This is a genomic window from Flavobacterium longum, from assembly GCF_965137575.1.
GTDB lineage: Bacteria > Bacteroidota > Bacteroidia > Flavobacteriales > Flavobacteriaceae > Flavobacterium > Flavobacterium longum.
Map to the genome: position 1 here is coordinate 186,106 of NZ_CBCRZJ010000002.1, position 20,341 is coordinate 206,446.

19 protein-coding genes are annotated in these 20,341 nt (G+C 50.0%); 7 read left to right on the top strand and 12 right to left on the bottom strand.

All coding sequences use genetic code 11. The annotated features are described in order from the left end of the window. Complete coding sequence (gene trhO, locus ACM9J1_RS03860; RefSeq protein ID WP_415580621.1) at window positions 1-1,356, bottom strand: oxygen-dependent tRNA uridine(34) hydroxylase TrhO; 1,356 nt, start codon at window positions 1,354-1,356, stop codon at window positions 1-3. 141 nt (window positions 1,357-1,497) lie between these two features. Here trhO and ACM9J1_RS03865 point away from each other — a divergent pair, with 141 nt between their 5' ends. Beyond that, window positions 1,498-1,737: a hypothetical protein gene (locus ACM9J1_RS03865; RefSeq protein ID WP_415580622.1), complete on the top strand. Its 240-nt coding sequence runs from the start codon at window positions 1,498-1,500 to the stop codon at window positions 1,735-1,737. Window positions 1,738-1,746: 9 nt separating this feature from the next. Continuing rightward, window positions 1,747-3,813: a glycosyltransferase family 9 protein gene (locus ACM9J1_RS03870; protein ID WP_415580623.1), complete on the top strand. Its 2,067-nt coding sequence runs from the start codon at window positions 1,747-1,749 to the stop codon at window positions 3,811-3,813. 63 nt (window positions 3,814-3,876) lie between these two features. On the opposite strand, the gene ACM9J1_RS03875 is transcribed toward ACM9J1_RS03870, so the two are convergent. The 3 genes from ACM9J1_RS03875 to ACM9J1_RS03885 all read right to left on the bottom strand — a co-directional run bounded on the left by ACM9J1_RS03875 (window position 3,877) and on the right by ACM9J1_RS03885 (window position 6,312). Further along, complete coding sequence (locus tag ACM9J1_RS03875; RefSeq protein ID WP_415580624.1) at window positions 3,877-4,287, bottom strand: BrxA/BrxB family bacilliredoxin; 411 nt, start codon at window positions 4,285-4,287, stop codon at window positions 3,877-3,879. Between the two features lie 100 nt (window positions 4,288-4,387). After that, window positions 4,388-5,530, bottom strand: coding sequence for a lycopene cyclase family protein (locus ACM9J1_RS03880; protein ID WP_415580626.1), 1,143 nt, complete (start codon window positions 5,528-5,530; stop codon window positions 4,388-4,390). 26 nt (window positions 5,531-5,556) lie between these two features. Continuing rightward, window positions 5,557-6,312 (bottom strand): transporter, encoded by a 756-nt coding sequence (locus ACM9J1_RS03885; RefSeq protein ID WP_415580627.1) that lies wholly within the window; start codon window positions 6,310-6,312, stop codon window positions 5,557-5,559. 86 nt (window positions 6,313-6,398) lie between these two features. Here ACM9J1_RS03885 and ACM9J1_RS03890 point away from each other — a divergent pair, with 86 nt between their 5' ends. Both ACM9J1_RS03890 and ACM9J1_RS03895 read left to right on the top strand, forming a co-directional pair. Next, window positions 6,399-8,273, top strand: coding sequence for an Nramp family divalent metal transporter (locus ACM9J1_RS03890; RefSeq protein ID WP_415580628.1), 1,875 nt, complete (start codon window positions 6,399-6,401; stop codon window positions 8,271-8,273). A gap of 186 nt (window positions 8,274-8,459) precedes the next feature. Further along, complete coding sequence (locus ACM9J1_RS03895; RefSeq protein WP_415580996.1) at window positions 8,460-9,113, top strand: metal-dependent transcriptional regulator; 654 nt, start codon at window positions 8,460-8,462, stop codon at window positions 9,111-9,113. Here the strand turns inward: ACM9J1_RS03895 and ACM9J1_RS03900 are convergent. From ACM9J1_RS03900 to ACM9J1_RS03920, 5 genes are all read right to left on the bottom strand, one after another. Continuing rightward, complete coding sequence (locus tag ACM9J1_RS03900; protein WP_415580629.1) at window positions 9,110-9,232, bottom strand: FeoB-associated Cys-rich membrane protein; 123 nt, start codon at window positions 9,230-9,232, stop codon at window positions 9,110-9,112. The two genes, ACM9J1_RS03895 and ACM9J1_RS03900, sit on opposite strands and share 4 nt — an antisense overlap. Continuing rightward, window positions 9,229-10,044, bottom strand: a complete 816-nt coding sequence (locus ACM9J1_RS03905; protein ID WP_415580630.1) for a hypothetical protein — start codon at window positions 10,042-10,044, stop codon at window positions 9,229-9,231. Before ACM9J1_RS03905 ends, ACM9J1_RS03900 begins: the two co-directional genes overlap by 4 nt. Continuing rightward, window positions 10,041-12,140: a ferrous iron transport protein B gene (feoB, locus tag ACM9J1_RS03910; protein ID WP_415580631.1), complete on the bottom strand. Its 2,100-nt coding sequence runs from the start codon at window positions 12,138-12,140 to the stop codon at window positions 10,041-10,043. The genes ACM9J1_RS03905 and feoB overlap by 4 nt, the downstream gene beginning before the upstream one ends. Further along, a complete protein-coding gene (locus tag ACM9J1_RS03915) occupies window positions 12,137-12,370 on the bottom strand; it encodes a FeoA family protein (RefSeq protein ID WP_415580632.1) in 234 nt (77 codons plus the stop codon). Before ACM9J1_RS03915 ends, feoB begins: the two co-directional genes overlap by 4 nt. A gap of 475 nt (window positions 12,371-12,845) precedes the next feature. Continuing rightward, entirely contained in the window at window positions 12,846-13,550 is a 705-nt protein-coding gene (locus tag ACM9J1_RS03920) for an SCO family protein (RefSeq protein ID WP_415580633.1), read from the bottom strand. A gap of 68 nt (window positions 13,551-13,618) precedes the next feature. Between ACM9J1_RS03920 and ACM9J1_RS03925 the strand changes: the two genes are divergently transcribed. Continuing rightward, window positions 13,619-15,655 carry a M13 family metallopeptidase gene (locus ACM9J1_RS03925; protein ID WP_415580634.1) on the top strand — a complete coding sequence of 679 codons (2,037 nt, stop codon included), beginning with the start codon at window positions 13,619-13,621 and terminating at the stop codon, window positions 15,653-15,655. Window positions 15,656-15,690: 35 nt separating this feature from the next. On the opposite strand, the gene ACM9J1_RS03930 is transcribed toward ACM9J1_RS03925, so the two are convergent. From ACM9J1_RS03930 to ACM9J1_RS03940, 3 genes are read right to left on the bottom strand one after another with little or no spacing between them, the layout of a single operon-like run. Then, complete coding sequence (locus ACM9J1_RS03930; RefSeq protein ID WP_415580635.1) at window positions 15,691-16,479, bottom strand: SDR family oxidoreductase; 789 nt, start codon at window positions 16,477-16,479, stop codon at window positions 15,691-15,693. After that, window positions 16,466-18,865 (bottom strand): M20/M25/M40 family metallo-hydrolase, encoded by a 2,400-nt coding sequence (locus ACM9J1_RS03935; RefSeq protein WP_415580636.1) that lies wholly within the window; start codon window positions 18,863-18,865, stop codon window positions 16,466-16,468. The genes ACM9J1_RS03930 and ACM9J1_RS03935 overlap by 14 nt, the downstream gene beginning before the upstream one ends. A 12-nt stretch (window positions 18,866-18,877) precedes the next feature. Beyond that, window positions 18,878-19,228: a hypothetical protein gene (locus tag ACM9J1_RS03940; RefSeq protein ID WP_415580637.1), complete on the bottom strand. Its 351-nt coding sequence runs from the start codon at window positions 19,226-19,228 to the stop codon at window positions 18,878-18,880. A 179-nt stretch (window positions 19,229-19,407) separates the two neighbouring features. Between ACM9J1_RS03940 and ACM9J1_RS03945 the strand changes: the two genes are divergently transcribed. Together ACM9J1_RS03945 and ACM9J1_RS03950 are read left to right on the top strand one after the other, a co-directional pair. Then, window positions 19,408-19,743 (top strand): single-stranded DNA-binding protein, encoded by a 336-nt coding sequence (locus ACM9J1_RS03945; RefSeq protein WP_415580638.1) that lies wholly within the window; start codon window positions 19,408-19,410, stop codon window positions 19,741-19,743. A 141-nt stretch (window positions 19,744-19,884) separates the two neighbouring features. Beyond that, complete coding sequence (locus ACM9J1_RS03950; RefSeq protein WP_415580639.1) at window positions 19,885-20,331, top strand: hypothetical protein; 447 nt, start codon at window positions 19,885-19,887, stop codon at window positions 20,329-20,331. Window positions 20,332-20,341 lie beyond the last annotated feature (10 nt).

Here is a 20,341-nt window from a genome sequence, read left to right on the forward strand (position 1 = left end):
TTACGGATTGATGCGGTACAACTTGTCGGACAGCCGGATCCGGAAGTCGAGTTTGATGGATACCAAATCGCCTGTCGCAGCCGAAGTGGCCGGCGCGTCGTTCACGAACATGTCGTTCACGGTCAGTATTTGTTCGCCGGTCGTTGGGCCTTTGATCAGGATTTGGTCGCCGGTTTTCAATTCGTCTTTTTCAATCAAAAATTGCCCAATAGATGCCTTTGGAAAAAAGTGGATGCCTTTGCCGATTAAGGTCTTTTGTATTTTTTCTTTTGACTTTCGACTTTCGACTTTCGACTCGACCGCTTTCCCGACCACGCCATGCGCATGGTTTTTATACGTCAACACATCAGACTTTCCTTTCTTGAAAATCATGTTGCCGTTCATCGTCCCGCGGCGCAGCGCTTTTTGTTGCTCTTCCGGCAAATGGATCACATCAACACAGGCCGTCGAACAGCAATTTTCCATCGTGGACTTGCAGTCGTCGCACTGGATAAACAGCAAATGACAGGCTTCGTTGGCGCAGTTCGTATGGTTGTCGCACGGTTTGCCGCATTGGTGGCATTCCGAAACGATGTCGTCCGTAATGCGTTCGCCCAAACGATGGTCAAACACGAAATTCTTCCCGATGAACTTGCTTTCCAACCCTTCGGCTTTCACCTGGCGCGCGTACTCGATGATGCCGCCTTCCAGCTGATAAACGTTTTCAAAACCTTTGTGTTTGAAATACGCCGACGCCTTCTCGCAGCGGATGCCGCCGGTGCAATACATCAGGAAATTCTTCCCCGATTTTGCGTCCGAAAGTTGGTCTTCGATAATCGGCAACGACTCGCGGAACGTGTCCACATCGGGCTTGATGGCGCCCACGAAATGCCCGATCTCGCTTTCGTAATGGTTGCGCATATCCACCACAATCGTGTTCGGATCTTCCAACATCTTGTTGAATTCGGCCGCCTTCAAATGGATGCCTTTGTTGGTCACGTCAAACGTGTCGTCGTTGAGTCCGTCGGCCACAATTTTGTCGCGGACTTTTATGGTGAGTTTTAAAAAAGAATAGTCGTCTTGCTCCACGGCTACATTCAATCGGATGCCTTGCATGAAATCATAGGCTTCGAGTGTGTCGCGGAAGGTATAGAAATGGTCGGCCGGCAAAGAGAGTTGCGCGTTGATGCCTTCGTGCGCCACGTAAATGCGCCCCAAAACCTCTAGCGGTTCCCAGGCCAAGAATAAGTCGTCGCGGAATTGTTTAGGATTGTTGATGCGCGCATAAGCGTAGAAAGACAACGTGAGTCGCTGCTTTCCGGCCTCGTCAATAAGCTTGGCCCGCTCTTCCGCGCTTAACGTGTTGTACAGTTGCATGCTATAAACAAATTAAGTGAGAAAAATATTTTAGGTTGCAAAGGTAGGGAAATTTGTTTTATACTTGTTCCTCTGATAGCAGGGACGCGACCCTATACGCCAATCCCTGCGTTTTTTCACCAATTTGAAACACATACGGCTATGGACAGACGGAAATTCTTATCGCAATCGGGCAAGTTACTCTTGGTGACTTCGAGCCTTTTTGTCGTGGGCAACAGCCTGGCTTCTTGCAGCAGCGACGACGACAACTTCAACGACGGCTATTACGACGATGGCTACTACGATGACGGTTATTATGACGACGGTTACTATGACGATGGCTATTATGATGACGGTTACTACGATGACGGCTATTACGATGATGGTTACTATGACGATTAACCGATTGTCTTGAAGCACATCCTCTTTTTACACGATACAAACCTCGCTTTGTTGCGCGGTGCCGAGTTGACGATCAATCAGTTAATGGCACTGGGAATAAAGCGGGGTTTTCGCGTTTCTCATGATTTGCTGCGCCACTTTGCGTCGGTGAAAGAGAAAATCACCGGCGCCGATCTGGTCGTGGTCAACAGCACGTCGCGGTGCCGTTTTGAGTTGGAATTGCTCCAGCACATCATCTCCAGCGGGACGCTATACGTCAAGATTGAATTCGACTACAACTTCTGCGTCAGGCGTAACATTTTGTGTACCGTTGACCGGCAATACAGGTTGTGTTGCAACACCGATAAATTTCATTTGTACCGAGAGTTGTTCGCCCATTCCAGGATGAATTTCTTCCAGTCGCCCAAGCACTACGAAAGCCACAGGGAATTCTACGGCGAGGCGGTGAAACACCACATGATCATGCCGCCAACGGTAGATGTGGATGCGCTGCAGCCGTCGGCCAAAAAAGACGAATACACCGTTCCTTTCTTCGGCGACCTGAGTTTTTTGAAAGGCGGCGAAGCATTTGTTGATTTTGCCGCCGAGAACCCGGACAGGCGGTTTGTGGTGTATGGCGCGAACCAAATCCAAAAGCCGATTCCGGGCAACGTGATTTTCAAGGAACCGATACCGAACGATGAAGTCCTGAAAATACTGGGCAAGACCAAGACCTTTTTTTGCCAGCCGTATTGGCCCGAACCTTCCGGACGGTTGGCCGCCGAAGCGTTTCTGTCGGGTTGCGACATCATCGGCAACGACCGCATCGGAACGTTTTCTTTTGATTTTTATCCGAACGACATCGCCCGCGCCAAAAAGGAAATCCGCGAAACGCCCGATAATTTCTGGGACGCCGTGGCTGTGGCGTTGGCCGTGGTGAAACCGGTCGAGAAAACCCTTGGCAACGTGCTCGTCTATAAGTCTTACGGCGGTCTGGGCGACATCTTTTTCTGCTTGCCGTCATTGTATGTGTTGAAAGAAACCGCGCAACACGTATCATTCGCCGTGGCGCCGCGTTTGGTTTCCTTTTTCGGTCAGCACCTGCCCGGAATTACCGTAGTGGATGAAACCGAAATCCCGGTACGTGAATCGGAGTTCGACTTGGTCATAGAGTTGGGCAATTATCCCGCATTCCGAGGATACGATTTGCCGCATGCCATCCGCTACGCCACGCACAAAAAAGTCAAACAGCACGCCATCGGGCATTACATCGACGCGATGCTGAAGTTCCATCCGGATGCGCATCGCACAGGCGTAAAATTCCCATACTTCAGGCGCAGCACCGATTTCAAGAACCCGTATTATACGATTCATCCGGGCGCAGGTTTCCAGTTGAAAGTCTGGCCCGCCGAACGTTACGCCGCGCTGGTTGAGCAAATCCACAAGTTGTATCCGCAACTCAGGTGCAAAGTCATCCAAGGCCCGGACGATCCGGAATTGCTTTCCCATTTTGCGGAAAAACCCGATTATGTGGAATTGGTCACCGGCGGAATCGGCGATGTAGGCAAAGCCATGGCCGGCGCGATGTTCCATATCGGGAACGATGCCGGTATTACGCACGTGGCCGGCGCTTTCAATGTGCCCATCGTGGGTATTTACGGCCCAACCGGACCGGGTTCGTGGGGCTGTTTCTCCACGCACAATGAAGTGGTTTGGGGCAAGGCCGGCAATTGCGACCTGCGTTGTAATTACGATGTCATCCTGAATTGCAAAGACCGCGTTTGCCTGACCTCGACCACGCCCGAAAAAGTCTTGGGCGCGTTGTACAAACTATTGCAAAAGGCTTTTCCGGATATGCCAAAACAGTTTGTTTTCCACCCGGAACTCAATGCAGATTTCTCAGACGAAGACTGTCTGATTACCGCCCCGGGAAAGGAATTCCTGGTGAAATTTACCTCGGCCGAAACCAAAGCGAATATTGAAAAGCTGCTTTCGGGACACGTCGATTCCGATAACGAAGAAATCACGCAACTGTCGCATTTCTTACAGGAACAGGATTTATTATTCGCCATTCCTTCCGAATTCGTCCAGCCCTAAAACAAAACCACGGATTCACGAATAAAAATCCGTCAACCCGTGGCTTAAAATCTTTCGCTTTTATCAGCAGAATTCGTCGTACGCGTCTTTGAGGTTGTCGGCGATCATTTCTGCCGGACGGCCTTCAATGTGGTGGCGTTCCAACATGTGTACGAGTTCGCCGTCCTTGAACAGTGCCATGCTTGGCGACGATGGCGGAAACGGGAACATGTGCTGGCGTGCGGCATCAACGGCTTCGCGGTCTACACCGGCAAAAACGGTGATGAGGTTTTCGGGCTTCTTACCGTTGTCGAGCGACATTTTCGCGCCCGGACGCGCATTTCTGGCGGCGCATCCGCAAACGGAATTCACCACGACGAGCGTCGTCCCTGATTTCTTGATGGCGTTTTCAACCGCATCGGCTGTATGTAAGGCTTCAAAACCGGCTGCCGTAAGTTCGGCTTCCATGGGTTTTACCATTTCTTCTGGATACATAATCTTGAGTGTAAGTTTCGGACGCAAATTTACGAAAGACGAATGGACAATTGACAATTGACAATTGATAAATGGTATCGCCGCTATAGCTTTGGGCTATTCATCGCACAAGCCTTTTAAAAAGCGCGTTGATGAACAGTTTTTTCGGGCAGTTCCAGATGATGTGCAAGTCTTCTGAAAGCGAGGTTTCCTCGTCCAGGAATTTCAGGATTGTGACCGGGTTTGCGCGTCGGAACATCGATGAAAAAATCTCGTGCCCGCGACCGTTGTGCCGATCCAGGATGTCCAGCAACAGCAAATCATAGAACCAGAAGCGGTTGGTATGATGGAATTGCCGCATGTCGGTATGCGTTTCCAGGAATTTCACCAGCGCCGCAGATTTCTTCATGGTATTCTTGAACGTGTAACCCGTGCTGGCTTTGGTCCAGCCGCCCGCCGAGCCCATGTTCAGGATGTGTTTCGAGTTGCGTTTCCAGAATTTGTAGCACGTCATCGGAATGCTGCCACGTTCTTTTTCGGTAATCACAAAATCAGTCGTGCCAAGATTTTTGAGATAGGCTTCAATCGCGGTTTCGTAGGCATTTTCCGGGAGCAAATCCTTGGAAAATAAAGTGTATTCCACCAGCGCTTCGGTTTCTGAAAACGGCAACACATACATGAAACGCGTGTTGCCTTGTTGCGCGACCGAAAAATCCATGAAAGTCACTTGGTTTGGGTTGAACACGAGTGCTGAAGTCTTGACAAACCAGCCGATGAAATGTTGCTGCAACACCGGATATTTGTCTTGAGCCGCGGCCCAATCCGGGCTGTAAATACTGTTGAGGACTTTGTTGCAGGTGAAACTTCTGCTTTCGGTTTTCACCACACCATGATTTCCGGCCTCGTAAAAATCAACGACTTTTTCGTGGATGCGTTCGATGTTGGACTGCGCCGAAATCACCTTATCAACCAGGTCGTAGAAGTCATGGCTGCGGATGGTTTTGTAGCGGTAGGGCGAGAGGTCGAGCGCCTTGCGGAAGTCGCTGTCGGCAAAAAGCGCAGCGTCCCATTTTCGAGTCACGACGGCATCGAGTTCGCCGCCGTTTGGTTCCCAAAAACTCCATGTCCGGTCATTGGATTTTTGCGCGTCTGCTTCGATGATCAGCACAGATTTCGCGGAAAATTTTCCGGAAACAGCCATCCGGTAAACCGTCATCAAGGCCGAAAGCCCGCCGCCGGTGAAAATGTAATCGTAATGCTTCATCGCCCAGAAATAAAGGCGAAGATAAGTTAAATCCGGAACGAAAACCCGCAGGAAACGAAATAATCGGGCGCGTTGTCAGTCAATCCCACACCGCCGGAAAGGTCTACCATCATGTCATTTGACAGCAAATACGTAAAGCCGCCGTCAAAGCTGTGGTTGGCGGTATCGTTTTGTGGCGCGAACCCGAACAGTTCCGCGTAGCCGCCGAGTTTGTCTGTAAAAGTGAAGCCCGTGGCCAAGGTGTAAATGAACGTGGCATCTGGCGTAATGCCGTCCCATTCGGCGCCGAGGTTGTACGACAGGCTGAGGTTTTCGGCTAAGGTGTGTTGCATCACAAAGCGGAACTCCGCGGCGTAGTAATCGGCTTTGAAATCTTCGGAAGCAAATTTCGGGAGGAGCAAATGCCCGATGAACGAGGTTTTCGGGACAATGCCTTTTTCATCGCACATCTTGATTTTGGTGCCAATCAAAACTGGGTTGAAGCCTGAGGTTTTTTGGTCGCCAGATTCAATGGTGTTGTATTCAACAATCAGGCGCAATTCAAAGTTTTCATTCACGCCGTACTTGGCCAAAATCGTTGGTGTGACCAAGCTGTTTTCGTCGTCATTTTCCTTTTGATACAGGAAACCGTTTTCCATCTGGAACATGCCTGTGGGCACGAGCGCCGGGGTTTCGGTCTGGTCTGGGCGGTCGGTCTGGATGGGTTCGCGCTGTTGCTGTTCCTGTGCGACGGCTTCACCGATAAAGAATAGCATGACAAGAAGCGGGAAGAAATGTTTCATAAAAACTTAAATTTAGACAAATCTAAAAATTAATTTTGAAATATATAAATTATCTGTAATTTTGAAACAATTTAAATAAATTCGGTATGGCAAGCAAATCCTTGGAAGAAGTACACGAGTCGGTCAATCCGGCGAGTAAGACCACTTGGTGGCGCAAGATATTGGCGTTTTTCGGGCCGGCGTATCTCATCAGCGTCGGGTATATGGATCCGGGCAACTGGGCGACCGATATCGCCGGTGGCAGCCAGTTCGGGTATGCGCTGATCTGGGTATTGCTCATGAGCAACATCATGGCGCTTTTGCTCCAGAGTTTGAGCGCGCGTCTGGGCATTGTAACCCAACGTGACTTGGCGCAGGCCTCGCGGGAAACCTACTCGAAACCGGTGAACTACGTGCTGTATTTCTTGGCCGAAATCGCCATCGCGGCGTGTGACCTGGCCGAGGTTTTGGGTATGGCCATCGGGCTTAATTTGTTGTTTGGGATTTCGCTCATCGACGGTGTGATCATTACCGTGCTCGATACATTTTTGTTACTGTTTTTGATCAACAAAGGCATCCGGAAAATGGAGGCGTTCATCATCACGCTGGTGGCCATCATCGGCGTGTCGTTCGTGTGTGAGATGATTTTCGCGCAGCCCGAACTGGACAAGATCGCCACAGGATTGATTCCGTCCTTGCCGGGCGAAGCCGCGTTGTACATCGCCATCGGGATCATTGGCGCCACGGTCATGCCACATAATTTATATTTACATTCTTCGTTGGTGCAAACCCGGAAATACGACCGTACGAAATCAGGCATCAAACAAGCCATCAAATACAATTTCATCGATTCTACCATTGCGCTGAATCTTGCGTTTTTCGTGAATGCCGCCATTTTGATCCTGGCCGCGGCCACGTTCTATAAAAACGGCATGTTCGACGTGGCCGAAATCCAAGACGCGCACCAATTCCTTGAACCGTTGTTGGGAACGAAATGGGCACCGATACTTTTCGCCGTGGCCTTGATTGCGGCCGGACAGAGTTCTACGATTACCGGTACGCTCGCCGGCCAGATCATCATGGAAGGTTACCTGAATTTGCGCATCAGGCCTTGGGTACGACGGATTTTGACGCGATTGATTGCAATTGTACCGGCGGTAATCGTGATTACGATTTTCGGCGAAGGCATTACCGGGAAATTGCTCATATTAAGTCAGGTGATTCTGAGCCTGCAGCTGGGTTTTGCCATCATTCCGCTGATCCATTTTGTGAGCGACAAGCACAAAATGAAAGGTTTTCACATTGGTTTGCCCACACAGATCGCCGCCTGGATTATTGCGCTGGTCATCGTGTCGCTCAACGCGCGTTTGGTGTATGAAGAAATCACGGGCTGGCTGGAAAGTTCGTCGAACCCGACGGTGCTGTGGCTTACGGTCGTGCCGTTGGCCATTGGTTTTGCGCTGCTGTTGCTGTACATTATTTTCCGTCCGTTTTTCTCGCGGACGAAAACCGATATTTACAACCATTCGCCGCATAGCTTGAAACTGAAAGTGGGTGCGGCGGCGATACGTGAAAAGAAAAATATTGCCGTTTCTGTGGATTTTTCTGCAGCGGATGAAGGCGCGCTCAACCACGCCTTTTCATTGGGCGGCGAGGAAGCGAATTATACGCTGATCCATGTCGTGGAAACCGTGGGCGCGATGATGTACGGCGACAGTATTGAAGACCACGAAACTTCCGTGGACGAGAAGCTTTTGGCGGAATACAAAGATATTTTGCTGCTGAAAGGCTACCGCGCACAAACCCAGTTGGCCTTTGGCGAACCGGCGAAAATGATCCCGAAAATCGTGAACGAAGGTGGTTTTGACCTTCTGGTCATGGGCACGCACGGCCATTCCGGATTCAAGGATTTGATTTTTGGGACGACTGTGGATAAGGTGCGGCACGGGATCAAGGTTCCGTTGTACATTATCAAGAATTAATAGTTAATAATGAATAATTAATAATTGCGGACCGAGACTACATAAAATCCTGTTGCTTAATTTTGATGACGACGGTTTTGGGTGTGGTTGCGTTAGCGATAGCAGCGGAAAGCCCACAGGGAGGCCACGAGCGAGGACTTGAAGCGAATAGCGCGGGCCGCAGGCAACGCCCAATTAAAAGATATGATGACACTTTCGGAGGAAAATTACCTCAAGACGATTTACCATTTGCAGGCGCAATCGAGCGCGGGCGTGACCACCAATGCCATTGCAGAACGGATTGAAACCAAGGCTTCGTCTGTGACGGATATGCTCAAGAAACTCGCCGACAAAGACCTGATTGCCTACAAGAAATACCAAGGCGTTTCCCTGACGCCGAGCGGCTTGCTTTCGGCCAAGATGATTGTGCGCAAACACCGTTTGTGGGAAGTTTTTCTGGTGGATAAGCTCGCTTTTTCATGGGACGAAGTACACGACATTGCCGAACAATTGGAACACATCAAGAGCGAGCAACTCATCAACAAGCTCGATGAATTTTTGGGTTTCCCGACGCAAGATCCGCACGGCGACCCGATTCCGGACGCTTCGGGCCGGATCAATACCATCGAGAAGCAACTGCTGTCTGAGCTCAATGAAGGCCAACAAGGGATTTGTGTGGGCGTGAAAGATTCGTCGAGCGAATTCCTGAAATACCTGGACAAAAACGGGATTGCGCTGGGGTCGTCTATTGAAGTCATGTCGCGCGAGCGTTTCGACCTGTCGCTCGTGATCAAGGTCAACGGAAAACAGTTGCCGGTGTCGGCGAAAATCGCAGGGAATTTGTTTGTCCGATTGGCTTAACTGCAACCGCAGTCTGGGCCGCAACCGGGCTTTTTGCCGCTTTTCTTCAGGAAAAATTTCTTGATCAGAAAGGCCACGGCGGCCACCAATAGCGCCAGTGCGAGGATTTGCTGTATCATAAATAAAGTCCGCCTCCTACGGTAAAGAAGTTGTACGTTGGCGTCGCGATTTTCAAATGTTGGAAACCTGCCGACGCGAAGAATTGCTTTTTATGCCAGCGGCCCTGAAACTCATAGGCGTTTACCGGATAGCCATTGATGTTACTCCATTTGGCCGAACCCGAAAAACTGATGTGTTTTCCGGCAAAATATTCGGCCTGCAAACCGTAACTGAAGCCGGCTTTACGCACTTGGGAACCGACGTAGCTCGCGCCCAAAGTCCATCCGAGATTGAAATGCCTGAGCCTGATACGGTCATAGGCGATATTGAAATGGAATAACGTCAGGTTGTCGGTGGTATTGTCTGTACGGCGCTCGAAAAGTTCGCGGTAATCTGCCTGCACAAAGAAATATTGGAACGGCCGGATTTTGGCCTTCACATGATTTCCGAACAAGTTGTTGTTGCTGTACAAGACGTGGTCTTCAAGGTCGATCCTGAATTTTTTGCCGGCGACGGAATCGGGCGTGTAATTTCCTGAAAAGCCATCGGCGTACGGATACATCGTGAGCCGGTTGTAGAGGTCATTTTCCTTTGTATAATCGCCAATCAGGCCATATTTAAATACGCCGAAGGCGATGTTGAAAAGCAGTTCGAGCCAAATGTTGTTGTCGTCGTCTGCATAGTTGCTGCGCGACGAATTTGAACTTCCGGACGAATTCCCCGAAGACTGGCTGGGTGACGATTTTAGTTCGTCTTTGGAACGCTCGATTTTCTGCGCATGAAGTGTCAGTGAAAAAAAACACAGCGCGGCAAGGACAATCTTTTTCATCATTTCAGAAGCTGATAGGCCAAGAGTGCGACGCCATACGCGAAACTACTCATGAATACCAATTGCACCAGTGGCCAGCGCCAACTGTTGGTTTCTTTCTTGACCACGGCTATCGTACTGGCGCATTGCATGGCGAATGCATAAAATAGCAGGAGCGAAATCCCGGTGGCAAAATCAAAGACTTTGCGCCCGTCCGGCCTGATTTCGGACGCCATTTTTTCCTTGATGGTGTTCTCGTTGTCGGCATCGCCTACCGAATAGATCGTGGCCAAAGTGCCAACGAAAACCTCACGCGCGGCAAACGATGAAATCACGGCGATACCGATTTTCCAATCATAACCCAATGGCCGGATGACCGGTTCAATGGCGCGGCCCATCATGCCGATGTAGGAGTTTTCAAGTTTGTAGGACGCGACCAATTCATCGGCGACCGCCGGATCTATTTTACGGAAATCGCCATTTTTATCGTAGCGTATGATGCGGTCTGCGTTGTCGAATTCTTTTCCGCCGTAAGAAGCCAGGAACCACAACACAATAGAAATTGCGAGGATGATTTTTCCGGCGCCGAAGACGAAAGCTTTTGTCTTTTCGACGACGTTGATCCCGACATTTTTCCAGAGCGGCAATTTGTAACCGGGCATTTCCACGACAAAGAAACTTTTGCTCTTGAATTTCAGGACTTTGTTGAGGATGAAGGCCGAAAAAATCGCCATTCCGAAACCGGCCAGATACAATCCCATCAAGGTCAGGCCTTGCAGGCTGAAGCCCAGAAAGCCTTTGTCGCTCGGAATGACCAGCGCGATGATGATGGCATACACCGGAAGCCGCGCGGAACAGGTCGTGAACGGTGTGACCAAAATCGTGATCAGGCGTTCTTTCCAACTCTCGATGTTGCGCGTGGCCATAATCGCCGGAATGGCGCAGGCCGTACCCGAAATGAGCGGAACGACGCTTTTGCCGCTGAGCCCGAAACGCCGCATGACGCGGTCCATCAAGAACACGACACGGCTCATGTAACCGCTTTCTTCGAGTATGGAAATGAACAGAAATAAAAATGCGATTTGAGGGATGAAAATCACGATGCCTCCGATGCCAGGAATAATGCCTTCGGCAATCAGGCTTGTGAGCGTTCCGGCGGGTAAATGTTCGCCGGCATACGACGACAGCGTCGCAAATGAGCGGTCAATGATGTCCATCGGCCATTCAGACCAAACGAATATCGATTGGAAGATCACAAACAGAATCCCGAAGAAAATCAGGTAACCCCAAACTTTGTGCATGAGTACGCGGTCTAGCCTCGAACGGAAATCTGTGGCTTGGCTGGCGTCAATCTTTTGGCCTTCTTTGAGCACATCGTTGATGAATTGGTAGCGCTTGATGGTTTCTTTCTGCTGCAGCCGTTTGAGTTCCGAGTGCGACCGCGTGAACGTACTTTTGATTTCGTTGCGCTCCAAGTTGAGGAAATTCACGTCCTGCGTGATTACGAGCCAGAGTTTGTACAGCAATTGGTTCGGGAACGCGCGGCGCAATCGGTCAAAATATTCCGGATCGATGACCGAGGCATTCAAGCAAGGTTCGCTTGAGATGGTTTTGTATTGCGTGATGAGGTTTTTCAATTCCTCGATTCCGGTGCCTTTTCGGGTAGAGACCAGTGCAATCTTGGTGTTGAGTTTTTCCTCCAAAAAAGGAATGTCCAGCGAAATGCCTTTGCGCGTCATGCGGTCGGCCATGTTGATGACCAGAATCGTCGGGATTTCCAGATCTTTGATTTGGGTAAACAGCAGCAAGTTCCGCTTGAGGTTTTCCACGTCGGACACGACGATGGCCACATCCGGATACAATTTGTCGTTCTTGTTGAGCAGCAATTCAATGACTACATTTTCGTCCATCGAACTGGCGTTGAGGCTGTATGTTCCGGGCAAATCGAGGATGTTTGCCTTGATGTGTTGCGAGAGTTTGCAGAACCCGATTTTCTTTTCGACGGTAATCCCGGGATAATTGCCCACTTGCTGGTTCAGGCCAGTCAGTGCATTGAACACCGACGTCTTGCCCGTATTTGGGTTACCGATCAGCGCGACATTGATGTTTTCGTTGCTCATGGCGTAATTTTCTCGACGGTGATGTTGCGCGCCGTTTCCATCCTGATGGCCAAAAACGAACCGTTTACGTCAAGGTAAAGCGGGTCGCCGAAAGGTGCCACCTGCAACAACTCTACGGTGTTGCCCGGCAAGCAACCCATTTCAAGCAGCTTGAGCGGCATGAGGTCAACGTCAAAATCTAAGATGACGGCCTTTTCGCCTTTTTTGAGGGATTCTATGGTGGTTTGCAATGCTTATTTAGAATGAATAAGCAAAAGTAGCGCTTTTTGGGGAAAGTCAAGGTTTCAACGTGCCAAAAGTCGAAGGAAAATGTTAGCGCACAAGAGAAAGGCGTACGACGTGGATTTTGTATGTCGTAGAAACGCAACCCGATGGGATTTATGAAATGACGCGGTTTTACCGTCGCGGTGTTTCTGCAGGAATCGTAGCTTGCAGCCGTGGGTAGGGGGAACATGGGTTTTCCCCTATTAAATTGGCGGTATCTGAAGATGCGGGAAAGCCGCAAAAATCGTTAAGGTATACGAAACTGATCTATGAAATGACGCGGTTTTCCCGTCGTGGTGTTCTGCAGGAATCGTAGCTTCCAGCCGTGGGTAGGGGGAACATGGGTTTTCCCCTAATAAAGTGGCGGTATCTGAAGATGCGGGAAAGGCCGCAAAAATCGTTAAGGTTTGATCAGTGTAGACAAAGCCTTGCAGAAAAAGGCTACTCGTTGGCGCTAAGCCATTCAATATCCGATATCAATTTCTTGATCGCTTCCGGGTTCGTCCCGTCGTAAAACCCACGCACGCGCCGTTTTTTGTCTACCAGAACGAAGTTTTCGGTGTGCACCATGTCATAGGCTTCTTCGGGACGGCCAAGTTTCACGGCAAGGTATGACTTGCGCGCCATATCATAAATCGCTTTCTTGTCGCCGGTGACCAAGTTCCATTTTTTATCGTCCACACCCTTTTCGATGGCGTACTTTTTCAGTACCGGGACGCTGTCGATTTCCGGGATGACCGTATGCGACAACAACATCACTTTCGGATTATTTTTAATTGCCGCTTGCACTTGTACCATGTTCGCGGTCATTTTCGGGCAAATCGTGCCGCAGGTCGTAAAGAAGAAATCGGCCACATAAATTTTTCCTTCGTAATCTTTCTGTGTAACGATTTTCCCGTTCTGGTTGACAAACGAAAAGTCCGCGATACGATGGTCGCGCTTTTTGTACTGGATCAAACTGTCCACAAGTTCCGGGTTTACATCCGCCGGACTGTAGATTTTCAGTGCGTATTCAGGCTTCAATACAAAATAGAATGCGGTGATTGCGGCGACGGAAATGACAAGCATCGTCAAAAAGAAAATCCGGTATTTTTTCAAGAAAACCATCGGGTAAAATTGTGGCAAAAGTACGAAACAGATTGGCATGCTGTTGATAAATTTAACACGCCACTACCGATTAAAAGATAAATTTGTATTCCTAAAAATCAAGTAACATGAAATTACGCTTTCTATATTTTTTGCCGCTGGCCTTGGCGTTTCTGCCATGCCAGTCGCAAAAGGAACCTGGCATCAACCTCCAATTGATGGACACCAAAGTCAGTCCGGCCAACGACTTTTTCCGATATGTCAACGGCACATGGCTGGACAAAACAGACATTCCCGCCGACCGTTCGCGCTGGGGCAGTTTTGACGAGCTTCGCCAGCGCACAGACCAAGACATGCTGGCGATTTTGCGGGACGCTTCCAAAGGAAATGCGTACAGTTCCCAGACAGACCAAGGCAAAGCCATCAATCTCTATGCGGCAGTGATGGATACCGTGGCCAGAGATAAGGCTGGCATCAAACCGCTCAAAGCCTATCTGGCCAAGATCGACATGGTGAAAAATATGGCTGATCTGCAGAAGCTGATGACCGAGATGGAACCATTCGGCGGTGTCGGGTTTTTCGGGATTGGCGTTGGGCCGGATGCCAAAGACAGCAACAAGAACATCATCCAGATCCGGCCGGGCAGCGTCGGGTTGCCAGATCGTGATTATTATGTTTCCGACGATGCCGACTCAAAGGAAAAACGCCAGAAGTATGTGGCGCACCTCACACGAATGCTACAATTCCTAGGCGACAAGCCGGAAGCCGCCAAGGCCAATGCAGAGAAAATCCTCGCCTTTGAAACCGCACTTTCACACCCCCGATTGACCCGCGTAGAGCGCCGAGATGCCCGAAATACCTACAATCCGAAAACCATCGACGAACTTCAGGCAATGGTCCCCGCGATTGATTGGAAGTCACTTTTCGCCGGCGTAGGCATGCCAACCGGCGGTGTCATCAACGTGTCGCAACCCAAATACATGGCCGCGTTGCAAACCATTTTCACACAAAATAAAATCGACGCCTGGAAAGCCTATATGCGTTGGACCTTGCTCAACCGAACGGCCGCACGCCTGAGCACCGAAATAGAAAACGCCAATTGGGATTTCTATGGCAAGACTTTGGGCGGCGCAGCCAAACAACGCCCGACGGACGAACGTGCTTTGCAGGTCGTGAACGGCAGTATCGGCGAAGCGCTAGGCAAATTGTATGTAGATAAAAAATTTCCGCCCGAAGCCAAAGCCAAGGCGCAGCAGATGATCCAGAACGTCGTCATGGCGTACGAAGCGCGCATCAACAACCTGACCTGGATGAACGCCGACACCAAGAAAGCGGCCATCAACAAACTCCGGAAAATGGCCATCAAAATCGGCTATCCCGACAAGTGGAAAGATTACTCCGCGATGGTTGTGGCCAGTAAGTCAGAAGGCGGCGACTATTTCACCAACATGGAAAGCATCGCAAAATGGCGTTACAACCAAGACATCCAGGATTTGGCCAAGCCGGTTGATAAATCCCGCTGGAGCATGTCGCCGCAAACCGTCAACGCGTACTACAATGCCTCGTTCAATGAAATCGTGTTTCCGGCGGCCATATTGCAACCGCCGTTCTACAATTTCAATGCAGACGACGCCGTGAATTACGGCGGTATTGGCGCGGTCATCGGGCACGAGATTTCACACGGGTTTGACGATTCCGGGGCGCGCTACAATGCCGAGGGCAATCTGGTGAACTGGTGGTCTGACGAAGACCTGAAACAGTTTACGGCACTCGGAACCGCACTCGCCGACCAATACAGCGCGCTCGAACCGCTGCCGGGCACGAAGGTCGATGGAAAGTTCACCTTGGGCGAGAACATCGGCGATCTGGGCGGTGTGAATGCGGCTTACGACGGATTGATGCTCCATCTCAAGCAGAACGGGAATCCGGGGTTGATCGATGGGTTTACGCCCGAGCAACGTTTCTTCATTTCTTGGGCTACCGTGTGGCGTTCCAAGATGCGCGACGAAGCCATCAAGAATATGGTCAAGACCGATCCGCATTCGCCCGGCCAATACCGCGCCTACGTGCCGCTGTTGAACGTTGATGCGTTTTACGAAGCCTTCAAGATCAAGCCCGGCGACGGCATGTACATCGAACCGTCCAAACGCGTCAAGATATGGTAACAATCTCCCGGTTCAGGCCGGGATTTTTTTTAGGATTAAAGTTGCGGTTTGCGAAAATCGTAGTGAAGATCGGCTGTGATTTTTTGCGAACTGACGGTCTTTCCGGAAGCGTTGTCGTCTGCAAAATGCGGCAAGGACAGCCCGGATTCTTCAGCTTTTTGCGTGTAGTAATCTTTGCGGGTCGGATGATACCGCGCGACAGCGTTGTAGGTTTGGCCCCATTTTTCCAAAGCAATTATTTGTTGGATAATCCCGATGCAATCTTCGGCATCGATGAGGTTTATGGGCGCGTCAGGACTGGGAATGTTTTCGCGTCCGGCAAGGTATTTCACCGGATGCCGGCCGTTGCCGATGAGTCCGCCGAAACGCAATATCGTGGTTTGGAAATGGGTGTCGCTGCGCAGCAAAGCTTCGGCTTCGAGCAATTGTTTGCCGTTTTCCGTTTCGGGATTGGCGGCGCTGTTCTCGTCCACATCGCCTGCATTTTCCGCGTAAACGGAAATGGAACTTACAAACAACACCCGTGTTACTGGAGCGCGGTGCAAATGCGGCAACAAGGCTTTTATCTTGTCGGTAAACAGTCCTTGCGCGAGTTTCGGCGGGATGTCAATCACCAAAATGTCGCTGTCCAGAAAATGCTCGATGTTGCCGGAAACGCCGTCTGCGGAAAGCACAATTTCGAATGGCTCTATGCCGGCGGCCTGGAGTAATGGTATCTTTTCGGTCGATGTCGTCGAGCCTTTTACCGCGTAGCCGTCGGCCAATAGCCTTTCGGCCAAAGGCAATCCAAGCCAGCCGCAACCCAGAATGCTAATTTTCGGCATCGGCATCTGGAATCGTATCGGTAACGGGAACGGTCGGCGGCGCTGTAATCCGGATCGGTATGGCGGCCACCGGCGGAACCACTTTTGGCGTCGGCCGGATTTTTTTCTTGATGATGATGGCGTCGTTCAGAACAAACGGTGTCGGCATCATGCTGGCGCTGCGTTTCTTGACGTCAAAGGTTGGGTTGGTCATCAAATCGAACGATGATTCCATGAGCGACATGTCAAGCGGCGTTTTCGGATTTACGGTAAATTCCATCACGAGCGGTTCGTTGTCAACCACATAATAACCCAATAGTTTCCTGTCGTGACGAGGGAAAATACTGCCACGTTGTTCGATGGATTGGGCGCCATTGGCCTTGAAATGATGGAAAACCATTTGGTCATTGGCGAAGATATCGTACCGATTGACGCTTCGGTTGGGCGTAATCTTGATTTTCACCCGACGCCATCCGCCCACGACAGTGTCGCGCAGGAATTCAATGGTCGGTTCGGCCAAATCGCGCACGCGGGCTTCGGCAGCAAACGTGAATGCGGTGTTGTATTTACTGAACAATTTATCTGCGTTGACCACATCGGCATTCACCGGATTTTCGCCCAGATACAAATGTGTCCAATCATCCAGGTTTTTGTCGTATGTAGCCCAATGCGCCTGGTCTTTTTCGGCATCGAGGATGTAGACCAAGCTATTGGGTTTGGCCTTGCCCGGTTCGTATCCGGCGTGCAGGTGTGCATAGACAAAACAGCCGATGGACGCCAAAAATAGCAGCATAGACCAAGCGCCTTTTCCGTTGAAAGCCCCGAAAACCGGCAAAAGCAATCCGAACACCAACACGGTCAAAGCCATGCTGCCGAAGAGGATTTTCAGCCCGAGCCCGATAGGGAACATCCAGATGAAAGGCGTGAGCAACACCAAGGCCGGGATGCTGCAAATTAGGTTCAGGAAAATATTGCTGCGCTGGGTCACGACATAGAATCCGAACATGACCAGTGTGGCAAAAACCGGAATGATGAAAAACCCGGCGCCCGGCAGGTAAAGGGCAACCCCGATGTTGACCAGCAGCAAAACCGTAATCGGCGCCACGGCTTGGCTCATCACGATGTTTTCGCCTTGCCGTTTGTAGTAGAAAATAAATGAAATGGCCAGCGCCAAAAGAATGAACGCAAAAATGTAGGCATGGCCGTTATAGGTGAAACCGTGCAGGATGTCCGCATATTCGGGATATGCCGCTAAGACGATTTTCCATCCGAAAAACCCCGCCAGCCCGGCAATGAGTATCGCGCCAAGTAAGTTTAGGAAACCTTTCCCGATTTCGGATGGCACCAGCGTGCGCTTGCCCAACCCGACGAAGACCAGGAACGCGAACAAAACGATGGCCAGTATGAGCAACGGGACATTCCACCCGAAGGGATAGCTCATGAAATTGACAGGTGTCGAGAAGTAAACATCGTCGTTATCTGCCTGCAAATTTGTGAGGTTGGCGTTGGAAAAATAATCCAGCAACGGCACGAGATAACTGCCTTGGTGGGCCAAGGAACGCATGTCTAGATGGGCGGCATCATCCTGCGCTGTGTGGTAATTGTAGTGGCTGTCGATGAAGGCGAAATTGAACCCTTGAATATTCCCTTGCTCCCGAAAAACGGTCAGATCCGTGTCGTTCGGCAACATTTTGTAGATGCTGTACATGAGTGAGTTGGCTACTGGAAACTGCGCGCCAGCCCGGGTAAAGCCGTCCACCATCGCCGCATTTCCTTTGTTGACTTCCATGAGCATGTATGATGGCCCGGACGTACCGCGGGCTTCGCAGTTGAGTACCAGCCCGACTTCTTTTGCTGATTTGCTTTGCATCACAAATTGGGCGGCGCCGTTCAGGCCGAGCTCTTCCGCATCGGTAAACAAAATGAAGATGTCGTTCTTGTGCGGCGTATTGTTGTGCAGGAATGCACGCGTGGTTTCAAGTATGGCTGCAACACCGGCCGCGTCATCGGCGGCACCTTTTGAGGAAGAATGTGGCGCGCTGTCGTAATGCGAGAGTAGCACCAGCGCTTTGGTATTCTGGCTTCCGGGAATGCGGGCGAGGATGTTTTTGGATTTCGAAAGATTGCCCCAGCCCGTAAGCGTCGTGCCTTCTTCGGTGGTCACTTCAAGGCCGAGTTTTTTGAGTTCGGAGATGACGTATTGCGCCACGCTTTCGTGGTTTTTCGACCCGACATAGTGCGGCGATTTGGCCATTTCAGTCACGTGCTGCATGGCGCGTTGCGTGGAAAATTCGGCAAGTGGCACGTCGTCGGCGGAAATCCAACGCGGCATCATCGTATAGAAAATCCAGCAGATGACGGCGATGACAAAAAGGGCAGATAGTAGGTTAGGTTGGTTTTTTTTCATGTACTGAAAAGGCTAGGGTTCTTTTCGGACTAAAATGTAAAAATCGTTATCCAACTGCATATATCCCTGATCATAGAGAAAATAATAGGTATTTCCGTTGCGCGAGTGCCGGATGTTGGTGAAATACTCAAAATCGAAACCTTTTCCGGCGAGTTTCATCCTGGACGTCTTGGTTTTTCCGTCCACGTTCAATGTGGAAAGAATCCTGTAATTCCGGCGCAGGCGGTTGTTGACGTTGCGCATGAAATTGTTGCTGTCCTTGTTGATTTTGTTGTTGTAAGCGTTACGGCAGCCGTCACTACAAAATTTTTTGTCTTCACGGCCGACGATTTTTTCGGAACATTCTAAACAGGCTTTTAACATCACTATATGGCTTATAAATCAATCAAATATAGAAAAACATTTCCACTTGCAAACGTTTGCAAATATTTACAACCGATTTCAAATGATTAAATACCGCATAATCGGACGTGTGCTTTGGAATTTTGTCCAGCTGATTTGTTCCAGCGATGAAGTATTAACCATTTAAATTATTACAAGCCATGAATGCATTGAGAAACAAAGTACAATTGATCGGAAATCTGGGGAATGATCCTGAAGTAACTACCTTGGCCTCCGGAAAAAAGGTCGTGAAAATCAAAATCGCCACCAACGAAACCTATAAGAACGAAGCCGGCGAGAAAATTACGGACACGCAATGGCATAATGTGGTTGCCTGGGGTAAGACGGCAGAGCTCATCGAAAAGTATCTCGCCAAAGGAAAAGAAGTTGCTATTGAAGGCAAGCTGACACACCGGTCGTATGAAGACAAGAACGGCGACAAGAAATACTTTACCGAAGTGGTAGCGAATGAATTGTTGCTCCTCGGCGGAAAGTAAGACTATTTGTCGTTTTGTCAGGTATCATTGATAAAGTTGTCAACACGAAAACGTTTTCGGCTGTGTATAGAATAGGAAGTAAGTTAATTTTTTAGGTAATTGTCTTTTATTGAAGAAATTAACCTTCCTAATTCCTTAGCGATGCGTGTGAAGATTTCCCATGTATTAACTGTTTTGGCGTTCCCGCTTATGCTCTGTGCGCAAGTCGGGATCAATACCACTACGCCGCTCAGCACGCTCGATTTGAATGGGAATCTATCCGTGAAAACCATCGGTATCCCAACGCCATTATATGGCGGTCCGGCCTTCAGCGCTACGCCCATTGACGACGGGGTTTACATTTCCCTGACGCCTACCGCGGGCAGCACTGAATTTTATTTGCCCAATGCGGCCACCGTACCGGGAAGGATTTATATTCTCAGGAATATTTCCAATAGCGTCGATGCGACACTTTACGCAGCTGGCGGGCAATTTTTTGCGAAAGACTCTAATACCGCGACCCCGCAACCTTTGGTCATGCCAGCGAACGCTTTAGTAAAGACTGTGATTGTCATCAGTGACGGCCTGAATTGGACGTACATCTTCTGAACCGCTCACG

Coding starts and splice junctions, on each gene's coding strand:
- trhO (WP_415580621.1), bottom strand. CDS start 1,356: ATGCAACTGTACAACACGTTAAGCGCGGAAGAGCGGGCCAAGCTTATT.
- ACM9J1_RS03865 (WP_415580622.1), top strand. CDS start 1,498: ATGGACAGACGGAAATTCTTATCGCAATCGGGCAAGTTACTCTTGGTG.
- ACM9J1_RS03875 (WP_415580624.1), bottom strand. CDS start 4,287: ATGTATCCAGAAGAAATGGTAAAACCCATGGAAGCCGAACTTACGGCA.
- ACM9J1_RS03880 (WP_415580626.1), bottom strand. CDS start 5,530: ATGAAGCATTACGATTACATTTTCACCGGCGGCGGGCTTTCGGCCTTG.
- ACM9J1_RS03885 (WP_415580627.1), bottom strand. CDS start 6,312: ATGAAACATTTCTTCCCGCTTCTTGTCATGCTATTCTTTATCGGTGAA.
- ACM9J1_RS03890 (WP_415580628.1), top strand. CDS start 6,399: ATGGCAAGCAAATCCTTGGAAGAAGTACACGAGTCGGTCAATCCGGCG.
- ACM9J1_RS03895 (WP_415580996.1), top strand. CDS start 8,460: ATGACACTTTCGGAGGAAAATTACCTCAAGACGATTTACCATTTGCAG.
- ACM9J1_RS03900 (WP_415580629.1), bottom strand. CDS start 9,232: ATGATACAGCAAATCCTCGCACTGGCGCTATTGGTGGCCGCCGTGGCC.
- ACM9J1_RS03905 (WP_415580630.1), bottom strand. CDS start 10,044: ATGATGAAAAAGATTGTCCTTGCCGCGCTGTGTTTTTTTTCACTGACA.
- feoB (WP_415580631.1), bottom strand. CDS start 12,140: ATGAGCAACGAAAACATCAATGTCGCGCTGATCGGTAACCCAAATACG.
- ACM9J1_RS03920 (WP_415580633.1), bottom strand. CDS start 13,550: ATGCCAATCTGTTTCGTACTTTTGCCACAATTTTACCCGATGGTTTTC.
- ACM9J1_RS03925 (WP_415580634.1), top strand. CDS start 13,619: ATGAAATTACGCTTTCTATATTTTTTGCCGCTGGCCTTGGCGTTTCTG.
- ACM9J1_RS03930 (WP_415580635.1), bottom strand. CDS start 16,479: ATGCCGAAAATTAGCATTCTGGGTTGCGGCTGGCTTGGATTGCCTTTG.
- ACM9J1_RS03935 (WP_415580636.1), bottom strand. CDS start 18,865: ATGAAAAAAAACCAACCTAACCTACTATCTGCCCTTTTTGTCATCGCC.
- ACM9J1_RS03940 (WP_415580637.1), bottom strand. CDS start 19,228: ATGTTAAAAGCCTGTTTAGAATGTTCCGAAAAAATCGTCGGCCGTGAA.
- ACM9J1_RS03945 (WP_415580638.1), top strand. CDS start 19,408: ATGAATGCATTGAGAAACAAAGTACAATTGATCGGAAATCTGGGGAAT.
- ACM9J1_RS03950 (WP_415580639.1), top strand. CDS start 19,885: ATGCGTGTGAAGATTTCCCATGTATTAACTGTTTTGGCGTTCCCGCTT.